The 20,980-nt window shown below is 30.8% G+C and carries 22 protein-coding genes; all 22 read right to left on the minus strand.

Annotated features, from left to right (window positions below):
* Position 1: 1 nt before the first annotated feature.
* Positions 2 to 904 carry an NAD-dependent epimerase/dehydratase family protein gene (locus ACVFVN_RS00635; RefSeq protein ID WP_456233736.1) on the minus strand — a complete coding sequence of 301 codons (903 nt, stop codon included), beginning with the start codon at positions 902 to 904 and terminating at the stop codon, positions 2 to 4.
* The gene (locus tag ACVFVN_RS00640) at positions 901 to 1,707 is read right to left on the minus strand and encodes a glycosyltransferase (protein ID WP_456233737.1); all 807 of its coding nucleotides are present in this window, start codon (positions 1,705 to 1,707) and stop codon (positions 901 to 903) included. The genes ACVFVN_RS00635 and ACVFVN_RS00640 overlap by 4 nt, the downstream gene beginning before the upstream one ends.
* Positions 1,708 to 1,710: 3 nt before the next feature.
* Positions 1,711 to 2,520 (minus strand): glycosyltransferase family 2 protein, encoded by an 810-nt coding sequence (locus ACVFVN_RS00645; RefSeq protein ID WP_456233738.1) that lies wholly within the window; start codon positions 2,518 to 2,520, stop codon positions 1,711 to 1,713.
* Positions 2,521 to 2,532: 12 nt separating this feature from the next.
* On the minus strand, positions 2,533 to 3,702 hold the full coding sequence (gene wecB, locus ACVFVN_RS00650) for a non-hydrolyzing UDP-N-acetylglucosamine 2-epimerase (RefSeq protein ID WP_456233739.1): 1,170 nt from the start codon (positions 3,700 to 3,702) through the stop codon (positions 2,533 to 2,535).
* Positions 3,703 to 3,742: 40 nt separating this feature from the next.
* Complete coding sequence (locus ACVFVN_RS00655) at positions 3,743 to 4,093, minus strand: four helix bundle protein (protein WP_456233740.1); 351 nt, start codon at positions 4,091 to 4,093, stop codon at positions 3,743 to 3,745.
* Positions 4,094 to 4,145: 52 nt separating this feature from the next.
* Positions 4,146 to 5,303, minus strand: a complete 1,158-nt coding sequence (locus ACVFVN_RS00660) for a polysaccharide biosynthesis C-terminal domain-containing protein (protein ID WP_456233741.1) — start codon at positions 5,301 to 5,303, stop codon at positions 4,146 to 4,148.
* Positions 5,304 to 5,451: 148 nt separating this feature from the next.
* The gene (locus ACVFVN_RS00665) at positions 5,452 to 5,859 is read right to left on the minus strand and encodes a WxcM-like domain-containing protein (RefSeq protein WP_456233934.1); all 408 of its coding nucleotides are present in this window, start codon (positions 5,857 to 5,859) and stop codon (positions 5,452 to 5,454) included.
* Positions 5,860 to 5,876: 17 nt separating this feature from the next.
* Positions 5,877 to 6,239 (minus strand): four helix bundle protein, encoded by a 363-nt coding sequence (locus ACVFVN_RS00670; protein WP_456233742.1) that lies wholly within the window; start codon positions 6,237 to 6,239, stop codon positions 5,877 to 5,879.
* Positions 6,240 to 6,268: 29 nt separating this feature from the next.
* On the minus strand, positions 6,269 to 7,303 hold the full coding sequence (locus tag ACVFVN_RS00675) for a polysaccharide biosynthesis protein (RefSeq protein WP_456233743.1): 1,035 nt from the start codon (positions 7,301 to 7,303) through the stop codon (positions 6,269 to 6,271).
* 46 nt (positions 7,304 to 7,349) lie between these two features.
* Positions 7,350 to 8,609, minus strand: a complete 1,260-nt coding sequence (locus ACVFVN_RS00680; RefSeq protein WP_456233744.1) for a hypothetical protein — start codon at positions 8,607 to 8,609, stop codon at positions 7,350 to 7,352.
* Between the two features lie 39 nt (positions 8,610 to 8,648).
* Positions 8,649 to 9,827, minus strand: coding sequence for a glycosyltransferase (locus ACVFVN_RS00685; RefSeq protein WP_456233745.1), 1,179 nt, complete (start codon positions 9,825 to 9,827; stop codon positions 8,649 to 8,651).
* Between the two features lie 58 nt (positions 9,828 to 9,885).
* Positions 9,886 to 11,139 (minus strand): O-antigen polymerase, encoded by a 1,254-nt coding sequence (locus ACVFVN_RS00690; RefSeq protein ID WP_456233746.1) that lies wholly within the window; start codon positions 11,137 to 11,139, stop codon positions 9,886 to 9,888.
* Between the two features lie 12 nt (positions 11,140 to 11,151).
* A complete protein-coding gene (locus ACVFVN_RS00695) occupies positions 11,152 to 12,489 on the minus strand; it encodes a hypothetical protein (protein WP_456233747.1) in 1,338 nt (445 codons plus the stop codon).
* 2 nt (positions 12,490 to 12,491) lie between these two features.
* Positions 12,492 to 12,998: an acyltransferase gene (locus tag ACVFVN_RS00700; protein ID WP_456233748.1), complete on the minus strand. Its 507-nt coding sequence runs from the start codon at positions 12,996 to 12,998 to the stop codon at positions 12,492 to 12,494.
* Positions 12,979 to 14,253: a lipopolysaccharide biosynthesis protein gene (locus tag ACVFVN_RS00705; protein WP_456233749.1), complete on the minus strand. Its 1,275-nt coding sequence runs from the start codon at positions 14,251 to 14,253 to the stop codon at positions 12,979 to 12,981. The genes ACVFVN_RS00700 and ACVFVN_RS00705 overlap by 20 nt, the downstream gene beginning before the upstream one ends.
* A gap of 3 nt (positions 14,254 to 14,256) precedes the next feature.
* Positions 14,257 to 15,357, minus strand: a complete 1,101-nt coding sequence (locus tag ACVFVN_RS00710; RefSeq protein ID WP_456233750.1) for an N-acetyl sugar amidotransferase — start codon at positions 15,355 to 15,357, stop codon at positions 14,257 to 14,259.
* A 31-nt stretch (positions 15,358 to 15,388) separates the two neighbouring features.
* Positions 15,389 to 16,138, minus strand: a complete 750-nt coding sequence (locus ACVFVN_RS00715; protein ID WP_456233751.1) for an SDR family oxidoreductase — start codon at positions 16,136 to 16,138, stop codon at positions 15,389 to 15,391.
* On the minus strand, positions 16,123 to 17,037 hold the full coding sequence (locus ACVFVN_RS00720) for a Gfo/Idh/MocA family protein (RefSeq protein WP_456233752.1): 915 nt from the start codon (positions 17,035 to 17,037) through the stop codon (positions 16,123 to 16,125). The genes ACVFVN_RS00715 and ACVFVN_RS00720 overlap by 16 nt, the downstream gene beginning before the upstream one ends.
* Before the next feature lie 3 nt (positions 17,038 to 17,040).
* Positions 17,041 to 17,766 carry an acylneuraminate cytidylyltransferase family protein gene (locus ACVFVN_RS00725; RefSeq protein ID WP_456233753.1) on the minus strand — a complete coding sequence of 242 codons (726 nt, stop codon included), beginning with the start codon at positions 17,764 to 17,766 and terminating at the stop codon, positions 17,041 to 17,043.
* Positions 17,767 to 17,771: 5 nt separating this feature from the next.
* The gene (locus tag ACVFVN_RS00730; RefSeq protein ID WP_456233754.1) at positions 17,772 to 18,821 is read right to left on the minus strand and encodes a nucleotidyltransferase family protein; all 1,050 of its coding nucleotides are present in this window, start codon (positions 18,819 to 18,821) and stop codon (positions 17,772 to 17,774) included.
* Complete coding sequence (gene neuC / locus ACVFVN_RS00735; protein ID WP_456233755.1) at positions 18,821 to 19,972, minus strand: UDP-N-acetylglucosamine 2-epimerase; 1,152 nt, start codon at positions 19,970 to 19,972, stop codon at positions 18,821 to 18,823. The genes ACVFVN_RS00730 and neuC overlap by 1 nt, the downstream gene beginning before the upstream one ends.
* Positions 19,969 to 20,979, minus strand: coding sequence for an N-acetylneuraminate synthase (neuB, locus tag ACVFVN_RS00740; RefSeq protein ID WP_456233935.1), 1,011 nt, complete (start codon positions 20,977 to 20,979; stop codon positions 19,969 to 19,971). Before neuB ends, neuC begins: the two co-directional genes overlap by 4 nt.
* Position 20,980 lies beyond the last annotated feature (1 nt).

Consider the following 20,980-nt stretch of genomic DNA (forward strand, 5'->3'; position numbering starts at 1 on the left):
TCTATTTTTTAAAACTTTTGATGGTAATTTCTAAACCTTCTCCAGCGGTTAAAGGAAGTTTTTCAATTCCAAGTGCTGTTTTTATTCTTTGGTTAGAAACCACGTAATTTTCTGTTAACTTTTTAAGTCTTTCAGAGTTTAGTGGTAAAGGTAATACATCTCCTATTTTTACGCCTGCTTTAATTATACCAGCAGGAATTTTCCATAACTTTTGTTTTCTACCTAAGATTTTGGAAATTAAACCTACTAAATCATTCGTGGATAAAGGAGTATCATCAGCAAAGTTATAAACTCCATTTTTCAAAGAGGTAGAATTTAACATTTGCAAAATTAAAAAACTTAAATTATCAATACTCAAAAAAGATCTTTCATTATGAAAAGCTGCCAAAGGCCAAGGAATTCCTTTCTCAACAATTTTGTACAAAAGATTAAGATTTCCTTTATTTCCTGGACCATGAATCATACATGGACGAATGATAAAAACCCTTTTCCCTTCTGGAATTTTTTGACTGAGCAAATACTCTTCGGCCTCTAGTTTTGATTTTCCGTAAGGAGTGATTGCATTTGGAACAACGTCTTCGGTTAAAACCCCATCAACAGTATCTGCCACTGCTTTTACTGAGGAAAAATAAAAGAAATCTCGAATATATGAATTTAAAAATTCATTAAACAACTCAATGGTTAAATCTCTATTTACTTTGAAATATTCGTCAGCAGAAGAGGTATCGGATGTATCATGAGCTTTTCCCGCCAAATGAATAATTGCAGTGGAATTTTTATCAAATTCAGTCTTCCAAGAATCATTTCGTAAAGACAATGCTTTTGTTTGAATTTGGTGGTTCAACAAATATTGGGAAAGATTTTTGCCCACAAATCCTGAAGTGCCTGTGATGGATATAATCATTTAAATTGGCTTAAAGTTCTTTCATTAACCTCATTCCTCTTTTTATCAAAAAACCATCCCCACTTATTGAAATAATGTACGGCAGAATTTAAAAAGATCTTAAATAGTTTTTTACTTTTATTTGCTCCTGATTCATAGCCATGATAAACAGACACTTTAGGAAAGTAAATTGTTTTATACTTTTGATTTATTCTTCTTGATAAATCCCAATCTTCAAAATACATGAAAAAACGGTCATCGTACAGTCCCACATCTTTTATTGCATCCAGATTAAGTAAGGTAAAACAACCAGACAATATAGGAGCTTCATAAACTTGATCATTTGGAACATTACGTAACTCATATTTATTAATAAAAGAGCTGTAAAGAAAATTTGGTTTCTTTATTTTTCGCAATAAAATACTAAAAGGTGACGGTAGCAATTTTGGCAAATTTTGTATGCTGCCATCTTCGTTCAAAATTTGTGGCATCATCATTCCTACGTTTGGGTTTTTCCCCATATGATCAAGCATTGGACCTATAACGTCTTCCGAAAAATATATATCTGGATTAACTATAAAGTGGTATTTTGAACCTAATTCTAAGGCTTTTTTTATAGCTATATTGTGCGCAGCACCAAAACCAGGATTAGAAGGATTGTGTATGTATTCAATGCGAGAATCTCCTACTATATTACGCAAAGTATCTTCTAGCGAATTGTCTATTAAATAAAGTTTTTCAACAACATAATTATATAGGAAACTATTAATAGCTTTCTTTATAATATCTACGTCAGTATTAAATAAAACAATTGAACCTGTCATAAATTATTTTCTAAATTTTACGATTAAAATTCTTCTTAAATATTTAATTAATGAAAAGCTATAAAGTAATATAAATTCAAAAAAATTAACAACTTTTAATTTATAACCTAATTTCATATTCATTAAATCTCCTCTAGCCATTTCTTTCAAATTTGAAGATAGACCAATTTCTCCAAAATGAGATTTATTACTACCTGTAATTACTAAACTTTCATTCAATAAAAAACAATTATATCCAGCATTAGAGATTCTAATCCAATAATTACAATCTTCGCAATAATCTTGATCTAAACTAAAAAAGCCAATATCCCTAATAATCGGTTTTTTCATAATAACAGTTGGAGTAGGAAAAAAATTTTTATACAAAAGCATTCTAGCACTAATCTTAGTCAAATGAAAAAACTTAAAGAATAAAAAAGATTTAAAATATTCATTGTTTCTATTTGTTCCAAGAAAATCAATTTCAGGATTATTTTTTAAAACCTCTACTTGCCTTTGTAATTTATTTGGTAACCACTCATCGTCAGAATCCAACAATGCTAACCATTCTCCTTTGGCATTTTTCATCCCCATATTCCTTGCAGAAGAAACACCTCTGTTGGTCTGATTAATTAAGATAATTTGCTCATTAGGATGTGCTTTCGCATATTCTTCCACTAGATTGGCAGAATTGTCTTTTGATCCATCGTTCACGACAATAATTTCCGTTTCACCTTGATAGGTTTGGTTAACTACAGAATCTAATGCCCTTACAATAGTATCTTTTGCGTTGTACATGGGTATAACAACTGATATTTTTTCTATTTTATTCAAAATAAATTAATTTTATATTTCTTCCGACCAAACAGTTCTTTTAATATAATCTGTGTAAGAAATAATAATTCTCACCACTTTTTCGGAAACATTTGGCATTGAATAATCTGCTACAGGACGGAAGTTTGGTAATTGGTTATTTGTAACTTGTAATTGGTTACGATCACCAATAATTTGTGTTTGTAATTGCGCTAAACCTTGCATGATTCGTTCTGGAGAAAGTCCCACCATCATTACTGATGCTTCTTCCATAGCTTCTGGTCTTTCGTGAGCTTGGCGAATATTTAAGGCTCTGAAATTTAGAATTGAAGATTCTTCTGAAATGGTTCCTGAGTCCGATAGACAAGCATACGCATGCATTTGAAGTGCATTATAATCATGGAAACCAAGAGGTTTTAGGAACTGAATTTCCGGACGCATTTCGATTTGCATCTTATCAATCATATTTTGTGTACGTGGATGCGTAGAAACGATGATTGGATATTGGTATTTTTCGGCAATTGCATTCAGAGAAGTCATTAATCCACGGAAATTTTTCTCTGAATTGATATTTTCTTCACGGTGAGAAGAAACGACAAAGAATTTTCCTTTTTCTAAATTCAATTTTTCTAAAACCTTGGATGCTTTAATTTGCGGTAGATAATGATTCAAAACCTCAAACATTGGCGAACCTGTTTTGATAATTCTGTCCGCAGGAAGTCCTTCTCTCAATAAATATTCGCGCGCAATATCGGAATAAGTAAGATTGATATCCGAAGTATGATCTACAATTTTTCGGTTGGTTTCTTCGGGAACTCTTTGGTCGAAACATCGGTTTCCTGCTTCCATGTGGAAAATCGGAATATGTCTTTTTTTCGCAGGAATTGCACACAAACAAGAATTGGTATCACCTAAAACCAAAAAAGCATCAGGTTGCAATTCTTCCAACAACGGATCTATTTTAATTAAAATATTCCCTACCGTTTCTGTTGCTGTTTTTCCAGCTGCTTCTAAAAAATAATCTGGTTTACGAAGTCCTAAATCTTCAAAGAAAATTTGATTGAGTTCGTAATCGTAATTTTGTCCTGTGTGGACGATGATATGTTCTACAGCTTCAGAAACGTCTAAAGCCATTAATACTCTTGATAATCTTATGATTTCTGGTCGTGTTCCCACAACCGTCATTACTTTTAGTTTTTGCATGTCTATTATTTTAAGGAAAAAGTTTAAAGGATAAAGGAAATTATTTTGTTTCCGATGCTCTTAAAACTACCACTCCAAATATATTTTTTAACTCTTTACTTTCTTGTAATAAAAGATCCTGTTCACTACATTCATACCCTAGCGCTCTCAACATTCTTAACCAATAGTTACACTCTCTCGCTTCTTTCAATACGATCTTCACTTTATTTGTAAAGTCTGCTTTCGAAGCTCCAGCCTGTGCTTCTTCATAATTAGCACCAACCGAAGTAGCTGATTTAATCAACTGATTTTTTATTACTCTTAACTCATGATTCTCAGGCAACGTACGAAGAAATTTAATTACACGAACACCAAAATTAAATGTTCTATTTAACAACTCAACTTCCTTCATACTATTTACTTTTACCTTTTCCCTTTTACCTTTTCCCTTTTACCTTTTCCCTTTAAACTTCCTCAAAATATGTATCCGCATCCTCTGGATTAAAAGGTTCATCGATCCAAAAAATCGTGTACAAATCTTCTGTTCCTATATTTTTAATGTTGTGGGTGTACCAAATGGGCATATCCACATAAGCAGGTTCTGTTCCGTCTAAATAGAAATCCAAAACCTCATCGGTATCTATTTTTCTTAACTGAATTAAAGCTTTTCCTTTAATCACCGCAAAACGCTCAATTTTTCGGGTATGATAATGATTTCCTCTTGTAATATCCGGAACTGTGGTTGAAAATGAACATTGTCCGCCAATTCCTAATCGAATGACTTCCACAAAAGCGCCTCTAGGATCTGTATGTTGCGTGAATTTTACTGGATAATGCGTCTTATAATCAATATATGAACGGTAGGTATTGAATAAATTATGTTCGAATTTTGAATTCAAAAGTGGAATTTCTCCACCATCAAAATACTTGGTTTTATAATCGTTTAATAAAGCTAAAACTTCAGAAACTTTGTTGGTTGAAGTTGGTTCTATAACTAATTCTGGCTGACTTTTTTCTGAACGAATTTCGTCAATCATTTTCATCACCAATTCCTGAACGTAAATCAGTTTTACATCACCATCATTAGCAATTGTTGGCGTTTCGCCATGCGTTAACTGATGGCAGAAAGTAGCGATAAATGAGTTATAGAAAGGCTTTCCGAAAGCTCCAAAAACATTTGGAATAATTAATCCCGTTGCTTTTCCACCATTTTCGTTGGCCCAGTTTACAATCGCTTCGCGACCTTCACGTTTCGATTTTCCGTATAAATTATCTCTTTCTTCTTGTGTAGAAGACGATATCAAAACATGAGCTTTCGAATTGGTTCTTTTCAAAGAATCTACCAATTTGTTTGCTAAAGCGACATTGGTTTCATAGATAAATTGCTCTGATTCATGACGATTCATCGCTGCTAAATGCACAATAACGTCACATTTTGAGACAAATTCGTCTAATTTGGCTTCATCCTCAAAATATTCTTTTTGAAAATCAATTCGTTCAAATTCTTCTGGAAACAGACCTAAAGTATTATATAAATGACTTCCTACAAAGCCTTTTTGTCCTGTAATTCCAATCTTTTTTGATGATTGGTTATTGGTTGTTGGTAACTGGTTATTCATCATTTGTTACTGGTTATTGGTTATTGGGGATTAGGGACCAGGGATTGGGGACTTGAGATCAGGATCTCTAATTTCCAGTTTCTAACTTCTACTTTCAAGTTTCTAATCTCTAGTTTCTAATCTTTAATTTCTAATTTCTAATTTCTAATCTCTAGTCTCTAATAAAATAATCAATTGGAAAACGGTATTCATCCTGAACTTCGCCTAACCCAAAATCTGCTAATACTAATAATTTATTATCCTCCTCCAAAGCCTTAATTGCCGTTATGCAACCTGCTGGAATATGAAGATAAGTTAAGGATTCTGAATCCAAAATATACTGCTGAGTGCTTAAATCTTTCGAAGGATTCTCGAAATCATCAACAACAATCACCGAAATTTCAAATCGATCTTTCATTGCTGCAAACCAACGCTGCTCAATTTTGTGTCCTTGCCATCCACGAATAAAATCCGTTGAATGATTCTCTAAAGTATAAATTCTTTTAATTTGCGAGGCGTCGAAATCATTATTGAACGTGATAATTCCTCTTTCGTCTTCGTGCCGGTTCCCGACAGTAATTGGTTAATTGTCATTGGTTAATTCAACTTTTCTTTAACAGATTTTATTAAACCCGACAACATTTTAGAAATTTGATGTAATTTGATGAGTAAAATTTCATATTCTGATTTTGTTAAATAGTTTAAATTCAAAGAAATTAATATTTGCGTAGCAATCTCTTGAACACTGCCTAAAGAAATATATAAAAATTGTAAAAACTCTTTATCAGATTTTCTTCCAGCACCTTCGGCAATATTGCTTGGTACTGAGACAGAAGCTCTTCTAATTTGATTTATCAATCCAAATTGCTCTTCTTTTGGAAAACGTATCGTTAAAGCATAAATTTCAGTTACAAAATCTATACTCAATTTCCAAACATCTAAATCTTTATGAGTTCTCATACCAGTTCCTAATAACTAATTGCAAATCACTAATAAGGATATTGCATCACATCTTCTCCAAAAACTTCTTTTCTAATTAATGGTAAAGTTGAAATTAATTTCTTAAGACCTTCTACATCTTGTTGTTCGGTATTGTGAGAATGATAATCTTCAATTTTAGAAACATCTTCTTCACCTTCTGAGAAATATTTGGCATAATTCAAATCACGATTATCGGCAGGAACTCTGTAGAAATCCCCCATATCTTCGGCTTTCATCATTTCTTCACGGGTACACAAAGTTTCGTACAATTTTTCTCCATGACGCGTTCCGATAACTTTAATTGGGACTTCTTTGCCCGTAAGTTCAATTAGTGCTTGCGCCAAATCGCCAATGCTTCCTGCGGGTGCTTTGTTCACGAATAAATCTCCTGGATTTCCATTTTCGAATGCGAATAATACTAAATCTACAGCATCTTCCAATGACATGAAAAAACGCGACATATTTGGATCCGTAATTGTAATGGGTTCCCCTTTCTGAATTTGATTTAAAAACAAAGGTATCACCGAACCACGAGAAGCCATTACGTTTCCGTAACGTGTTAAACAAACCACCGTTTCTGTAAGATTACGAGCCTCTGCAACGGCTACTTTTTCCATCATGGCTTTGGAAATCCCCATCGCATTGATTGGATAAGCTGCTTTGTCTGTTGAAAGACAAATGACTTTTTGTACTTTGTTTGCTGCTGCTGCACGAATAACATTTTGCGTTCCTTCCACATTGGTTTTCACGGCTTGCATCGGGAAAAATTCACATGAAGGCACTTGTTTCAGAGCTGCAGCATGGAAAATATAATCGACACCATGCGTTGCTGGTTCTACAGAACTGTAATCGCGAACATCGCCGATGTAGTATTTTATTTTATCATTTTTGTAAAGATTTCGCATATCATCTTGTTTTTTCTCATCACGAGAAAAAATACGAATTTCCTTAAAATGATCTGTTTCTAAAAAACGGTTGAGAACAGCCGTCCCAAAAGAACCTGTTCCACCAGTAATCAAAAGTGTTTTATTTTTTATTTGCATTTATTTGTCTCATTTGATTATTCTAAATAAAAATTTAAACTAGTAATTAATATTTAATCCTAAGTTGATTATTATTGGAAAAAAAAACTGGAGGGATATTTTTTACTGTATTTTTCGACATGCTAATTAAATTATTATTAAGAGATTCTCCAGCATAATTAATAATTTTTATTTCTTCATCTTTTGCTTTTCCAGCAATGTCAAAATTAAAAATATTATATTCAGTTCTGTTTCCTAAGTTATAGGGTTCTATTATACTCCCAACTGCACCAATCCAAATTTTATTATCAACATCTCCTACATTTCCTTTAATACTAACTTGGGCATTTTTTGTATAGTAAGATAAAAAACCAAAAATACCATCATGAATAGTAAGCCATTTTTTCCCAAATTTATCTGTTGTTTTTTCATAATAATTTTGAGTATTTTCTAATACAAAACTAAAATTACCTCCTATAACTCTAGCAAATCTCACGTATTGTTGACAATTGGATAGCTTTGCATTTACATTAAAATTTAACTTATTCTTTTGTGGGATATTATTAAGAGATTTTCCAAATTCTACAGAAAAACCTTGAAACGCTTTCTCCACAGTCATTTCTATATTGATATTAATTGTTTTATAATTTTTCATAATATCTGAAACATGCCCAGTATCCATGCGAAAACCATATGCTACATTCTCAACCTTAATATTTTTAGCAATAAGAATTCCCATATATCCTTTACTACCAATGTCACTTTGTATTGTTAATCCTTTACTGCCATCTACCCAATTTCCTTTATCCACACCAGGTAAATTATAAATATGAATATTTTCTAAAGTTATATTGTCAAAGCCATTCGTTATTGAAATACCATTTGATCCAGATTTTTCATATTTTTTAAGTTCTGCAGTTATTTCAAGATTTTTGAAAGTTATATTTTTTAATTGATTCAACTGTAAAACGTCTGCTCCATATACGGAGGAGGTTTTAAAAATTGTTCCTTTCTCTCCTGAAATTATTATATTACCACAGTCTAGGAGTTTATCATTTTTAATAGTATCTGGACTTCTAAATGGAAAATTACGATTTCCTACATCGTAAAGTCCAGAGGAAAAAAACAAATTTATTTTATTTTCTCTCGCATAATGAAAGAGATCTTGAATTTTGAACCATCTCTCATATTTTTGATCGTCCGTTTCATTTTCATGTTGAACTGGTAAAATCCCTATATCTTTAACATTAATAAATGTTGTTTGTGCAAGGGAAAAATTGTTTATAACTATAAAAAACAGCCAAAAGAAATTGTAACTATGTTTCATACGTTTAAAATTCTTAATATTTAAAAAATAAAATCTAAATTATAATAATTTATTGAACATACTGATAATTTTTTCCACTTGAATTTTAGGATTTTTGTTCTCAAACACAAAATTTTGCGCTTTTTCTCCAAATTCTTTTCTTTCTAGTTCTGATAAATTTGCGACTCTCAAAATAACATTTGCTAATGCGGAAGGGGAATTATCTACTGGTACAAAAAAATAAGGATAATATTCTTCAGGAATTCCTCCTAATTTATGCATAATGGTTGGGGTGCCTGATGCTAAATATTCCATTGTTTTGGAAGGAAATGAAAATTTGGTATATTCCATATCATTTTTCCTCGGGTTTACTAATATTGTAGCTTTCTTTTGTAAAACTTGAGCCTCTTTATTTGAAATTTGTCCAAAGTAAGTAATACGTGAGTCTTTTTGAGCAAATGCTTCTACTTCAGTTTTCCCGATTCCTTCTCCACAAATCCACAACCTATAATCATGACCTTCAATCAAGCTAAAAGCATCTAATAAATCTAAAATTCCGTAACGACGATCTAATGTACCTGTGTACAATATCGTCTTATTGTTTTCTTTTTTTTGATATGGAATATTGGTTTTATTATTATAAATACCTTCTATTACCACCCATGGTTTATTCTTAACATCCACATATTCTTTCATATATTTAGAAATAAAAACAAAACAATCCACTTTGTATAAATTATCATTAACTATTTTCTCCCAATAACTAATGTATAATCTTATTTTAAGTTTATTCATATCACCTCCCATCATTCGCGGAAGGTCTGGTATAATAAGGCATACTTTATTTTTATAATTATGAGGAATAGCTTTTAAAAAATAGTCAAACATACCATAAATAATTATCACATTATCATTGGCATCATTTGGAATTTGATTTCTAATTATTTTATTTAAAGAAAAAGATTTAGTGAATGTATCTATTAACTTCAAATTAATAAATGGTGCAATTTCATACTTTTCAGTCTTCTCTTTTTTAATAAATATTTTTTTATAATGTGGATAATTAATCAAAAAAGGAGCTGTAATCAATTTTGTAGAAATAGAATCATCTAATTCTAAACCAGTGATAATAGATTTTTGCAATGAATCTGCCGCGTAATGCACTACTCCTCTACTATTTTTGGCATACTCTTCAATCTTATCTTCTGGAAGAAAGCCTCCTATAAAATTAACTTTCATTTAGTTTTTTTATAAATTTAAAAACAATATAATAATCTGGTAAACTACTTTGGTTCGCTTATGACTTAGAAGAACCAAAAGAAATATAGCACCATAAAGGAATTAGCAATATAAAAGCAAATATTGACCCTCCAACTTCACTATAGAAAATTGACATCAAAGGGATTTGCAAAAGCAAAACTATAAAAAAGCTATTTTTTAAACTTAAAACTTTTCGCCTTGGTCTTAACCACACTACTATCATATAATAGCCAATACAAAACAATAGACTACCTAAAATACCATAGTCATATACAGCATATGCTGGAAAGCCTAAAAAACTATATGAAAGTTCATACGGCAATAGTTTTGCTCGCCGCTGTAACCTCATATATGTATCTTGGGGTGAGGTTGTCATTACAAGAATCTTTTCAAAAGTGATTGTCCCATTAAATCCTTCTCCTTCGTATAACTGCATAGCTTCAAACCCATTAAGATATCCTTGTGACATATAATCTAAATAACTAAATACTAAAGGATCTTGGGATATCGCATCAATAGGAATTGTCTTTGAATATTTTTTTGCCAATTTAGTATCTTCCTCAAACCTCCTAACAGAAACATCCACAAAATAAATAATAGTTCCAGCCATCAAAAACACGAGGCTATTTCTAATAAATTTTTTGACTTTATTATCAAATAGACTATAATGCAAAAATAACATCCCTATATACAAAAACATGTATTGAATTACAACGGCTCTAGAAAAATAGGTTAACCCTAATAACATAATATTAAAAGACAGTATGAGACAAACAATTGCTAAAAAATATTTCTTTTTAAACAGATAATAAAAATGTAATGGAATTAAAAAGAAACTAGTGTTTGAAAACACTATAGTAAAACTTAAAAAAATCCTTGGAAAAGGGCTATTATTCGCAATAAAATCTTCGTTGACACCTTCTGTATATTTAAATTCATTAATATCTTGGACAGATGTTTGTACAATCAGAACAATTGTAAAAAGAATAATAAAAATAAATGAATTGATTAAGATTAAGAAATAAGTAATGTTCCTCAATTTTTTTTTATTAAATATTTCAATGTTTTTAATATCATAATAAGACTTCCAAGGAGCGACAATTAAAAATAAGAGAACTCCTGTTAGTAGTACTAATATATAATCAAAAATTGATTCAATTTTCAAGTCTTTACCCATGAAAAACACCCCTCCAATCGAAAGAAGTTGAATAATAACTAATAACCAAGCTAAAGATTTATTTTTCAGATATATAAAAAATAAAAAAACAAAAAAAACAAAAAGTAATACCATTTATATACAGATTTACTCAGTTAAATAAACTGACAATTCTTTTTCAATCCCTATCAACTGATTATTAGCATCTTCTAATAAGGGAAACGACATTTCCACTCCAGGCAAATTTAACAGAATAATTTTACAATCAAAAGCCACAGCTTCAAAAAGTGAGGAGGAATAAATCCCAACGACATATTGAGCCTTTTTCATTAACTGATAAATTGATTCTGAATTGTTCACAACCCTAATATTACTAAATCCTTCACATTTCTTTTCAAATTCTGCCATTTTTTGCATATTTTCAACAGGATGAGCCTTATATATAATTTGGAATAGTCCTAGCTTAGGAAGACTTTTCAAAATATATTGCTGTATTTCTTCAGACCCATAGGGCTGCGAAATAATCAAAATATTATTTTTTTCCTTTGGCGTTGTTTTTAATTCTTCTAAAAGATGCTGTATGTTAAGATTAGGAAACTTAATAATATTGTGAAAACTAAGAGGTAATTTCGCAAAAAACATATTGACATTATCCCACTCGTAAAATCTATTAGGAAAATAGTCCAAACTGTCTTCTTCTGTATATGGAAAATTTAAGATAACATCTTTATCACTATTTAAACCATGTTGTAGTTCATTTACAATAATATGATTTTGTTTTGCGGCAAACACCATTGCTGGTTTGTCGCATGAGTTAATTATAAAAATTTCTTTAGGTTTTTTTAAAATGAATAGCTTATTATACAATGAGTATTCAGCCTTAAATCTTTTAATTTCAAACGTAAATAATTGTTTAAAATCAATTTTGATTCCAAATTCCTGTTCAAAGGCTAAGCTAATTTTTTCAATAATATCAACTTCTTGTTCATTAAAAATACATTCAATTTTTCTTTGTTTTAAATAAGAAGAAAATCTTATAAAATCTAAGTGCTTTGTATTGGTATTTTTGAATATTTTTTCATTCTCATTAAAAAAAACTTCATATACTTTTGTACTTTTCCCTTTATTTATTAAATATCTATTAAGATGATATGTATATATATCAATATAACCATGGTAAGACATATACTTCCTTCCACTTTCAAAAATTAATATATCACTTTGAGTAAAATCTAGGAAGGGATTATAAAAAATATTATTGAGAATTCCACGTCTGAGTAATGTCTTAAATTTTGAAAACAGACTTACTTTTGTTGGACTAGAGTTCCCTGGTATATAGAACTCAACGACACGTAAAAATAATGATACTCTTGCAATCTGCCCAGGTAATACATCACAAATTCTTAAATATAAAAGCTGGTGCTTTTCTTCGAATTGTAAAAATTTTTCTGTAAGTTCTTCGTAAGAAAATTTTTTTTGAATCATTACTAAATATTCTTATAGCGGATGAATTTTGCAGGGACTCCTCCGGCAATACCGAGTCTCGGAATATCTTTAGTGACAACACTATTTGCTCCTATTATTGCGTTTTCTCCTATTGTTACACCTGGAGTTATAACTACATTTGCGCCAATCCAAACACCATCTTCAATAATAATATTTCCAATTTTTGGAATAATTTTTTCATCAAAGTTATAATCACAATCAACATTAGAAGAATGTGTCCAAACACTAAAAAAAGGACCAATCTTACAATTTTTCCCTATATAAATTTTAGCATTATCAGAAGATTGTAATGTTGAAAATCTGCCAATATAGCTATTCTTTCCTAAAATAATTTCACCATTACCATATAACATTATACCTCCCCCATTGAAGATGAAGTTATCATCAATATTATATTTTTTTATATAATTATTATAAATATATGAAGATTTTGCCTTGTCAAGAAACAATGCAACTTTTGCAATTATATTAATAATATGTCTTCTCATTTGTTACTTTATGAGTTGCTTGATATGAAAGAATAAGAGCACTTATGAAATTTACGAAATTTGCAAATAAAACACCTAAAGCCACTCCCGTCATTTTGTTTTGGTTAAACTTTACACCTATAAAAGTACATGCAATAAGAAGTACTGTATAGATAATTTGGTAAATATACATATATTTCCAGCTTTTCATACTCCACAAAATATTCACTCCAATTACAGAACCTTTAAACAATCCTGCAAATAATAATATTTGCAAAATAATGACACCTCCCTTATATTGAGGAAAATAATTTTCAACAAAAAATGGCATAAGAAAATAGCCAGCAATAACAAGTGGAGTCTGGATGATTAACAAAAGTAATGTTATTTTTTTCATATAATCCCATAAAAGCACTTTATCCTTTAACTTAGCATAAGAATATGTCATTTTGGGATAAACATAACTTGCGATAGAAGAACTGAACAAAACAAATAGGTTAAGCGAATAAAGGCCAAATGAATAAAGACCTACTTGCGACATATCTGTATATTTTATCAACCATACCTTATCTATCGTATTAGCAAACGAATCTAGTAATACAAGAATAAAAATCGGAAGTCCGACTCTTAATAAGTGAAAAAAAATTTCTTTATCCCAAATCAATCCAATTTTAATAGGTCTATAATGATGTAGCAAAATAACAAAAAACAACAATGTAATTACTGTTTTTAGAATCATCCCATAATAGGAAAAATAATAAACTAATAAAATGGTTGATAAATTAAAAAATGCTTCACACAGTTGAATGCGGGAGAGCTTGGTAAAAGAATCATTTGACCTATAAGTAGAGGACAAATAAGTTTGATAAAACGTCAATATTATGACAAAGGTAATTCCTAAAATTCCTAATCTTAGCTTTATATCTTCAGTAGGGTAGAAAATAAAACTAGTAACACCTACTATCAAAATAATAATAGATGTTACAATGCTAAAAGTTTGGGCAACCCCAGCTAATTTTTCTGCCTTTTTAACATCACCTAAGCCATAAGCAAATGGGAGTTCTAGATTTAATCCATTATTAATCCCACCTTGTATAAACATTGAATAACTTAATGCGATAGAAATAGCTGTCCACAAGCCTAAATCCTCTGGACTAACATATTTTGCTATAAAAAAACCAGCAAGAATTGTAGCTAATGCTTTTATTATTGAGGTTGATGAATACAAAACAGCTGTTTTATATCGTACTAAACTGTTTTTTAGCTTATTAAGCATGCATTAACTTTTCAATAACCATCTACCAATTTTATCTTTTTCAAATAAATCGGTATTGTATTGTTTATCAATAATTGACCAAAATTCGCCTTCTGTATATCCCATAAAATCACAGAAATCTCTTACACATAAAGGATCTAATGCGTGGTCGTGGTTTTTAACCAACTCTACTGCTTCTTCGCGAGACAATAATCCATAGCGTACCATACGTGCAGCATAATCTGTAGCAGAAGCATGCCCAAACTTAGGATACTTCATCCAAGAATGCACTAAATATGCACGAGTATCAATCTGGTCAAAATCTTCAACGTGGTGCGTTCTTCTCCATTCATGAGTCAAATCATGGAAACCTTTAGATTTTGCAATATTGTAGTTTTTAAAGCTGTTCCACTCAATAAAATAGCTTAAATAGATTGGTTCTAACTTATCAATCTCTGTTTGAGTAGGTGCTTCAAAGAAATTTAAATCTTGGGCAGAAATACCATTTGCTAATAATTCTTCTGTTGGAATCCCGGTACCTACACCATTGTTTATTTGATCTTTAGCAGAATATGTTTCTACTGCATTTGCACCTCCATACTCATAACCAACATTTTCACCATAAATTAACAAAGGGGTATTGAATTTCACGGCCATGTGTAATGGATAAGTATAAATATAACGATCCACAAAATAAGTAGGTTTACCATATTTCTCAAAAGTATATTTCATTGCAATTCGCTGTGCCTTAATATTTGGTTTCATACTAATGATATCGCAACCAAAAGCATCTGAAATATTTTTTAAATTATGCATTCCTGCATCGGTCATCGGGAAATTATCTTCTACAGTAACCAAAAGAGGATTCATTCCTAAAACTTCTTTAAACATATGAACTTGGAAATGGCTGTCTTTACCTCCACTTACTGCAATCATACAATCATATCCATTAGGCCCGTTAGAGCCTCTGTATTTGTCGCATAAAGCTTTTAGTTCATCAAATCTTTTGTCATAATCAACGTTCTTACGATTTTCGTATGACTGACATGCGGCACAAACTCCTTCTTCGTTAAAAGTAATCCCAGGTCTTGTATCTGGCATTACACATTTGGTGCAATAGTTCATTTTCTAAAAAAATTTAAATTAATATTTGTTTTTATATCGCTGTCCAACCACCATCAACCATCAAATTATGCCCTGTTATAAAAGAAGCATCATCTGACAATAAAAAAGTAATAGCTGGTGCCATTTCTTCTGGGTTCCCTAGTCTTTTTAATGGGGACTTTTCACTATATCTTTTTATAAACGACGGATTTTGATTTTTCGCATCCAACACCCCTCCTGGAGACATACAATTTACACGTATATTGTACTTACCGTAATAAGAGGCTAAATATTTTGTCAAATTAACCAAACCTCCTTTAATAGCTGCATAAGCAGCAGGTGAGGTTCCTCCGTATTCTTCGTATAATGTAAAATCGTTACCCACAACACCATATATTGAAGCTATATTAACAATAGATCCAGCTTGTTGCTGCTTCATTATTTCTAAAACCTTTTGGCAAATATAGAAAACAGCATTCATCTGCATATCAACATTTTTTTGCCAGGATTCATAAGGAATATTTTCAAATTTTGTCCCCCAATCCGTGGTACGTGGATAGGCCAAATTTACCAATCCATCTATTCTTCCAAATTGATTAACTACAGTATCAATCAGTATATCTATTGCTTCTGGTTGGGTAATATCAAGTGTTAAAAACAACTCCGCATTCGATTCGTATTTTTGTAAATCAACAGCTATTACTTTCGCGCCATTTTCGTACAAATGCTTTAAAACTTGTCTTCCAATAAGTCCGCCAGCTCCTGTTAAGATTACTACTTTATCGTTTAATCCTGCATACATAATTTTAGTATTGTATTTGCTTCAGCAATGGTATTAAATTTTTCTTTATTACCCATCACATTATTTGTAAAAAAGCGAATTTGATTTTCGTATGTATCAATTATTCTTTGTTTTGATTCAAATATTAATTGATTATCTAAATGTACTGTGTTGTTTAAAATATCAACTTGATAAGTTCCTTCTTCTGTTACAACTTCTAATGTTCTTTTGCTATCTTTACGATAATAATTAAGAATTATGCTAGCAGAAAATTGATCATAATGCCACAAATAATTTGCATAATCTATAGCGGAAATATTTAATGATGATTTATTAGAAAAGTATGATTGCGTATCATTTGGAGTTCCAAATATCCAATAAACATAGTCCAATTCATGAATTAAATCAATATGTACACCACCACCCATGTCTTTATTAGCACTATAAATGGTTCTAAAGTCTACATTTGGACGCCAATCAGGAAGGTAAGATCCACAATATACATTCACCTCATTAATCCACTTTCCTTCTAATTGTTTTTTTACAAAACTTAATGCATCTAAAAACCTAAGATTACAAGCTACATAAGTTAACACATCTTGTTGTTCTATTGCTTCAACCAGATCATCAGTATCTTTCGAAACTTCTGAAAACAAAGGCTTTTCTATAAACATTGGTAGGTTGAATTGCGCTAATTCTTTAATGCTTTTGTAATGTTGAAATGTAGGGTTTGAAATAATGATGTATTCAATATTTTTTGATTTAATATCCTCAACATTGTAAACGTTTTCGATATCTTCTTCTTGAGAACTTGGATTTTGATTCCGAAGAGCATACAACTTCGCTTGCTCATCTAACTTACGAATAGCAGCAATATGTTTTTTTGCAATGGAACCTAAACCTACAATTAAAATATTCATCAATTAATAGTTAAAATCAAAATCTAACTTTCTATTTTCTAATAAAAAGCTCATAAATTCAAAATCTATGGTATGATCCAAATCAAAACAAAGATGTGGCACTTCATATACCAAACTTCTATCTGTAATTACTGTTTTATGATTTTCGTCAAAAAATGACTTTTTAAAAACGTAAAAAGAAGCATTCATATCATATACTTTAGGAGCAGATTGTCTCGTAAGGAATTCGCCTTTTTTACATAAAGAATAAAATCCATTAGTATTTTCCTCCACCATATTAAAATAGGGATTTCTATTTGCCAGACTAACCGAAAATATATTTAAAGCTTCTGAATTGACAAATAATTGCTCAATAGATTTTTCTAAATCTGTTACTGTACGTAAAGGAGATGTAACATCCAAATCTAAAATGAAATCATATTGAATCCCTTTTTTATTTTGGGCATATTGCTTAATGTCAGCTATAGCGTCTAATTTACCAGCTGTATCGTTTGCTAAAAAATCAGGACGAACATAAGTCGTATCAATAGAAAAGCCTAATATATTTACAACATCTTTAATCTCTTCGGCATCTGTTGATAAGAAAATATCTATATCAAACTTTTTTCGCAATTGCTCCGCAACTTCTATAGAATAACTAATTAACGGACGACCATTAATTAACTTGATATTTTTACCAGGAATACCTTTTGAGCCTCCACGAGCACAAATTGTTATTAGTCCTTTCATTATTTTTAAAGTTTGATATGCTTAATATCTTCTTGAGCTTTATTAAAATCTTCATGTTTACCAATATCTAACCAATAGCCGTTAATTGGATAAGTAATGAGTTTTAAATTCATTTCTAAAATTCTTTCCATCAAATCTGTAATATCATAAAACTGATTTTCTGGAATCATTTTTAAAACTTCTTTTTTTAGTAAATAAATTCCAGCGTTAGAATAATAAGTATATCTTGGTTTTTCTTTTAAAGAAACAACATCTGTGTTATCGCCAATCTCTAAAACGGCATATGGCACATCTACATGATAAGATGTAGCTGCAACAGCCATATCGGCACCTGAATTTTTGAAGCTTTTATAAAAATCTGCGAAATCAATATTAGTTAATAGATCACTATTCATAATAAGAATGTCGTCATGGTAAAATTCTTCTACTAGTAAAACTGAACCAATAGTACCAAGTGGCTTAACTTCTTTTGCATACTTAATATTCAATCCTTTATTAGCGCCATCACCAAAATAATCAATAAGTTGATCACCCAAATAATTAATGCTGATATTTACATTTTTAATACCTACTTTTCCTAATCGATCTATATTGTGCTCTATAATTGGTTTATCTCCAACTAACAACAATGGTTTAGGTTTATTTTCAGTAAGTGGACGTAATCTTTTTCCTTCTCCACCAGCCATCAAAACAGCATCTACAGGAATAATGGTGGTGGTTTCTCTAAAATTAATTATATTAACAATTTGCTTATCGCTATTGATAACCGGAATTACTTTAAATTCTCTTGATTTAAAATCCTCAAGTTTTTCTACTGCATATTCTCCTTCAATAATATAAGAAGGATTAGGTTGAACAAAGGACAAAATATCGTCCTCAAAACCTAAGCCTTTTATAAAACCACGTCTAAGATCCCCATCTGTTAATGATCCTAATAATTTTAAACTTTTATCTACAACAAATAAAATAGCATCTATTGATAAAAAATCAAGTTTTATCAATGCATCACGAACCGATTCTTCTTTATTAATAATATGTTTGTCTATTATTGCCATTATAAATTATAAAAGTTTTTTATTTTGTTTGAAAATTCAATTTCAATTAATTGTTTGATTATTTTTTCAGCTGCTCCTCCATTATCATATGGATTCTGAATATTAACCAATCGTTCTTTTGACCAATTGTTTTTAACATCCTCAAAAGCATTTTCAATTTCAGTAGTATTACAGTTTACATTTATAATACTATCTGCCTGAATTCTTCCTTTTTGTCTATCTCCAATATTAATAGTTGCTGTATGCAAAGATGGTGCTTCCAAAATACCACTAGAACTATTACCAACTATCGCATCGCAAACACTAACTACGGACAAAAAACGAAGACTTCCTAACGAAGTATATGCTTTTGCAATATTGGGATATTTAGCTACAAATTGATCAATCATCTGATTAATAATACGTCCGTCTGTATCGGCATTTGCTTTTGTAAAAATAAAAAAACTATCTTTTTGTTTCGAAACAACATCTAAAAGTATTTTAAATTGTTCTTCCGAAGATAGATTGGTTAATGTTTCTGGATGAAAAGTAACCTGATAATTGTATTTTTTGAATTTAATATCTAAATCTTTTTCTAATTCTTCCTTAGATAATAATTGCATTGTTTTAATATTGTCAAGTCCTATAGCACCAACATTAAAGACACGTTCTGGAGCTTCGCCCATTTGTATAACACGATTTCTATATACTTCTGTTGATGTAAAATGCAGAAAACTTAATTTCGAAATAGCATGTCTAATTGCATCATCATAAGCTCCTTCGGTAATTTCGCCACCATGTAAATGTACTATTGGAATTTTAAAAATAGTAGCCGAAGAAACAATCGCCAACATTTCATAACGATCTCCCAATATCACCAATAAATCGGGATTCAATCTTGGTAAAGCATCAGCTAAACCTATCATTGCCAATCCCATTGTCTTGGAAATACTTGATGGTGTATCTGAAGACAACAGAATTTCTACTTTTTCATTGATTATAAATCCATCATTTTCAATGGCTTTATAAGTTAATCCAAATTCAGGAGAAAGATGAGCTCCTGTTGCAATAATCTGAAGTTCAAACTCTTCAGATTGTTGGATCAAATCCATTAATGGTTTTAGTAATCCATATTCGGCACGTGTTGCTGTTACAATGCAAACCTTCCTCATAGCTTAATTAGTTCATCTATAACAAAATCTTTTGTTGCAACTTTGCCTATCACTTCGTCCCATTTCATAGGAGAAATACCGTTACCAGGTCTTTTGATGGTGATATTTTCTTCCGTAAAAACTGCTCCTTTTTTCACATCAATAGCTGCAACAATACTTTTGCGAGCTATTTCAATATTTTTCAATTCAGATTCGCTTGGTTTTTTAATACCATCACCTGACATTGCCACATCTATATTTCTAATACTTTTAACCATAGCTTTCAACTCTAGTGGTTCCAATGATGCAGCATGATCAGGACCTTCCATCGTTTTATCCAATGTAAAATGTTTCTCAATAATAGTAGCTCCTAGAGCCACCGCTGCGATAGGAACTTCAATTCCTAAAGTATGGTCAGAATAACCAACATCAGTCCCGAAAAAATTTTGAATCGCTGACATTGCTTTCAAATTTACATCTTTCATCGGTGTAGGATACTCCGTATTACAATGTAAAATGGTAATATTTTGTTTTTCGATTCCTGCTTTAATAAAGACATCTATCGCTGCTGCAATATCATCCATTGTACACATTCCTGTAGAGAGGATCACTTTGTTAAAAAGTTGTGCAGATCTACGTAGATAAGGCAAATTGGTAATTTCTCCCGAAGGAATTTTAACCAAATCCAAACCGATTTCCTTCAAATATTCTAATGAATCTAAATCAAAAGCAGTGGAAAAGAATTTAATATTTTTAGAATGACAATAATCTATTAGCACTTGATGATCATCATGCGAAAGTTCTAATTTTTTCAGCATCTCAAATTGAGAATCATCAGCATTTCCTGTATTTTGAATTTGATAATCAGCTTTTTTGGCTGATTTTGAAACCAATTTTTCGGCTTTAAAAGTCTGAAATTTTATATAATCTACATCAGCAGCTACAGCAGCATCAATTAATTTAAAAGCATTATCTATGCTTCCATTATGATTTACTCCTGCTTCAGCTATTATGATTGTTTTCTTCATC

Source organism: Soonwooa purpurea (assembly GCF_053891095.1).

Coding starts and splice junctions, on each gene's coding strand:
- ACVFVN_RS00655 (WP_456233740.1), bottom strand. CDS start 4,093: ATGAAGGAAGTTGAGTTGTTAAATAGAACATTTAATTTTGGTGTTCGT.
- ACVFVN_RS00730 (WP_456233754.1), bottom strand. CDS start 18,821: ATGGCAATAATAGACAAACATATTATTAATAAAGAAGAATCGGTTCGT.
- ACVFVN_RS00660 (WP_456233741.1), bottom strand. CDS start 5,303: ATGATGAATAACCAGTTACCAACAACCAATAACCAATCATCAAAAAAG.
- ACVFVN_RS00725 (WP_456233753.1), bottom strand. CDS start 17,766: ATGAAAGGACTAATAACAATTTGTGCTCGTGGAGGCTCAAAAGGTATT.
- ACVFVN_RS00720 (WP_456233752.1), bottom strand. CDS start 17,037: ATGAATATTTTAATTGTAGGTTTAGGTTCCATTGCAAAAAAACATATT.
- wecB (WP_456233739.1), bottom strand. CDS start 3,702: ATGCAAAAACTAAAAGTAATGACGGTTGTGGGAACACGACCAGAAATC.
- ACVFVN_RS00710 (WP_456233750.1), bottom strand. CDS start 15,357: ATGAACTATTGCACCAAATGTGTAATGCCAGATACAAGACCTGGGATT.
- ACVFVN_RS00715 (WP_456233751.1), bottom strand. CDS start 16,138: ATGTATGCAGGATTAAACGATAAAGTAGTAATCTTAACAGGAGCTGGC.
- ACVFVN_RS00640 (WP_456233737.1), bottom strand. CDS start 1,707: ATGACAGGTTCAATTGTTTTATTTAATACTGACGTAGATATTATAAAG.
- ACVFVN_RS00690 (WP_456233746.1), bottom strand. CDS start 11,139: ATGGTATTACTTTTTGTTTTTTTTGTTTTTTTATTTTTTATATATCTG.
- ACVFVN_RS00635 (WP_456233736.1), bottom strand. CDS start 904: ATGATTATATCCATCACAGGCACTTCAGGATTTGTGGGCAAAAATCTT.
- ACVFVN_RS00695 (WP_456233747.1), bottom strand. CDS start 12,489: ATGATTCAAAAAAAATTTTCTTACGAAGAACTTACAGAAAAATTTTTA.
- neuB (WP_456233935.1), bottom strand. CDS start 20,979: ATGAAGAAAACAATCATAATAGCTGAAGCAGGAGTAAATCATAATGGA.
- ACVFVN_RS00700 (WP_456233748.1), bottom strand. CDS start 12,998: ATGAGAAGACATATTATTAATATAATTGCAAAAGTTGCATTGTTTCTT.
- ACVFVN_RS00705 (WP_456233749.1), bottom strand. CDS start 14,253: ATGCTTAATAAGCTAAAAAACAGTTTAGTACGATATAAAACAGCTGTT.
- neuC (WP_456233755.1), bottom strand. CDS start 19,972: ATGAGGAAGGTTTGCATTGTAACAGCAACACGTGCCGAATATGGATTA.
- ACVFVN_RS00670 (WP_456233742.1), bottom strand. CDS start 6,239: ATGAGAACTCATAAAGATTTAGATGTTTGGAAATTGAGTATAGATTTT.
- ACVFVN_RS00680 (WP_456233744.1), bottom strand. CDS start 8,609: ATGAAACATAGTTACAATTTCTTTTGGCTGTTTTTTATAGTTATAAAC.
- ACVFVN_RS00685 (WP_456233745.1), bottom strand. CDS start 9,827: ATGAAAGTTAATTTTATAGGAGGCTTTCTTCCAGAAGATAAGATTGAA.
- ACVFVN_RS00675 (WP_456233743.1), bottom strand. CDS start 7,303: ATGCAAATAAAAAATAAAACACTTTTGATTACTGGTGGAACAGGTTCT.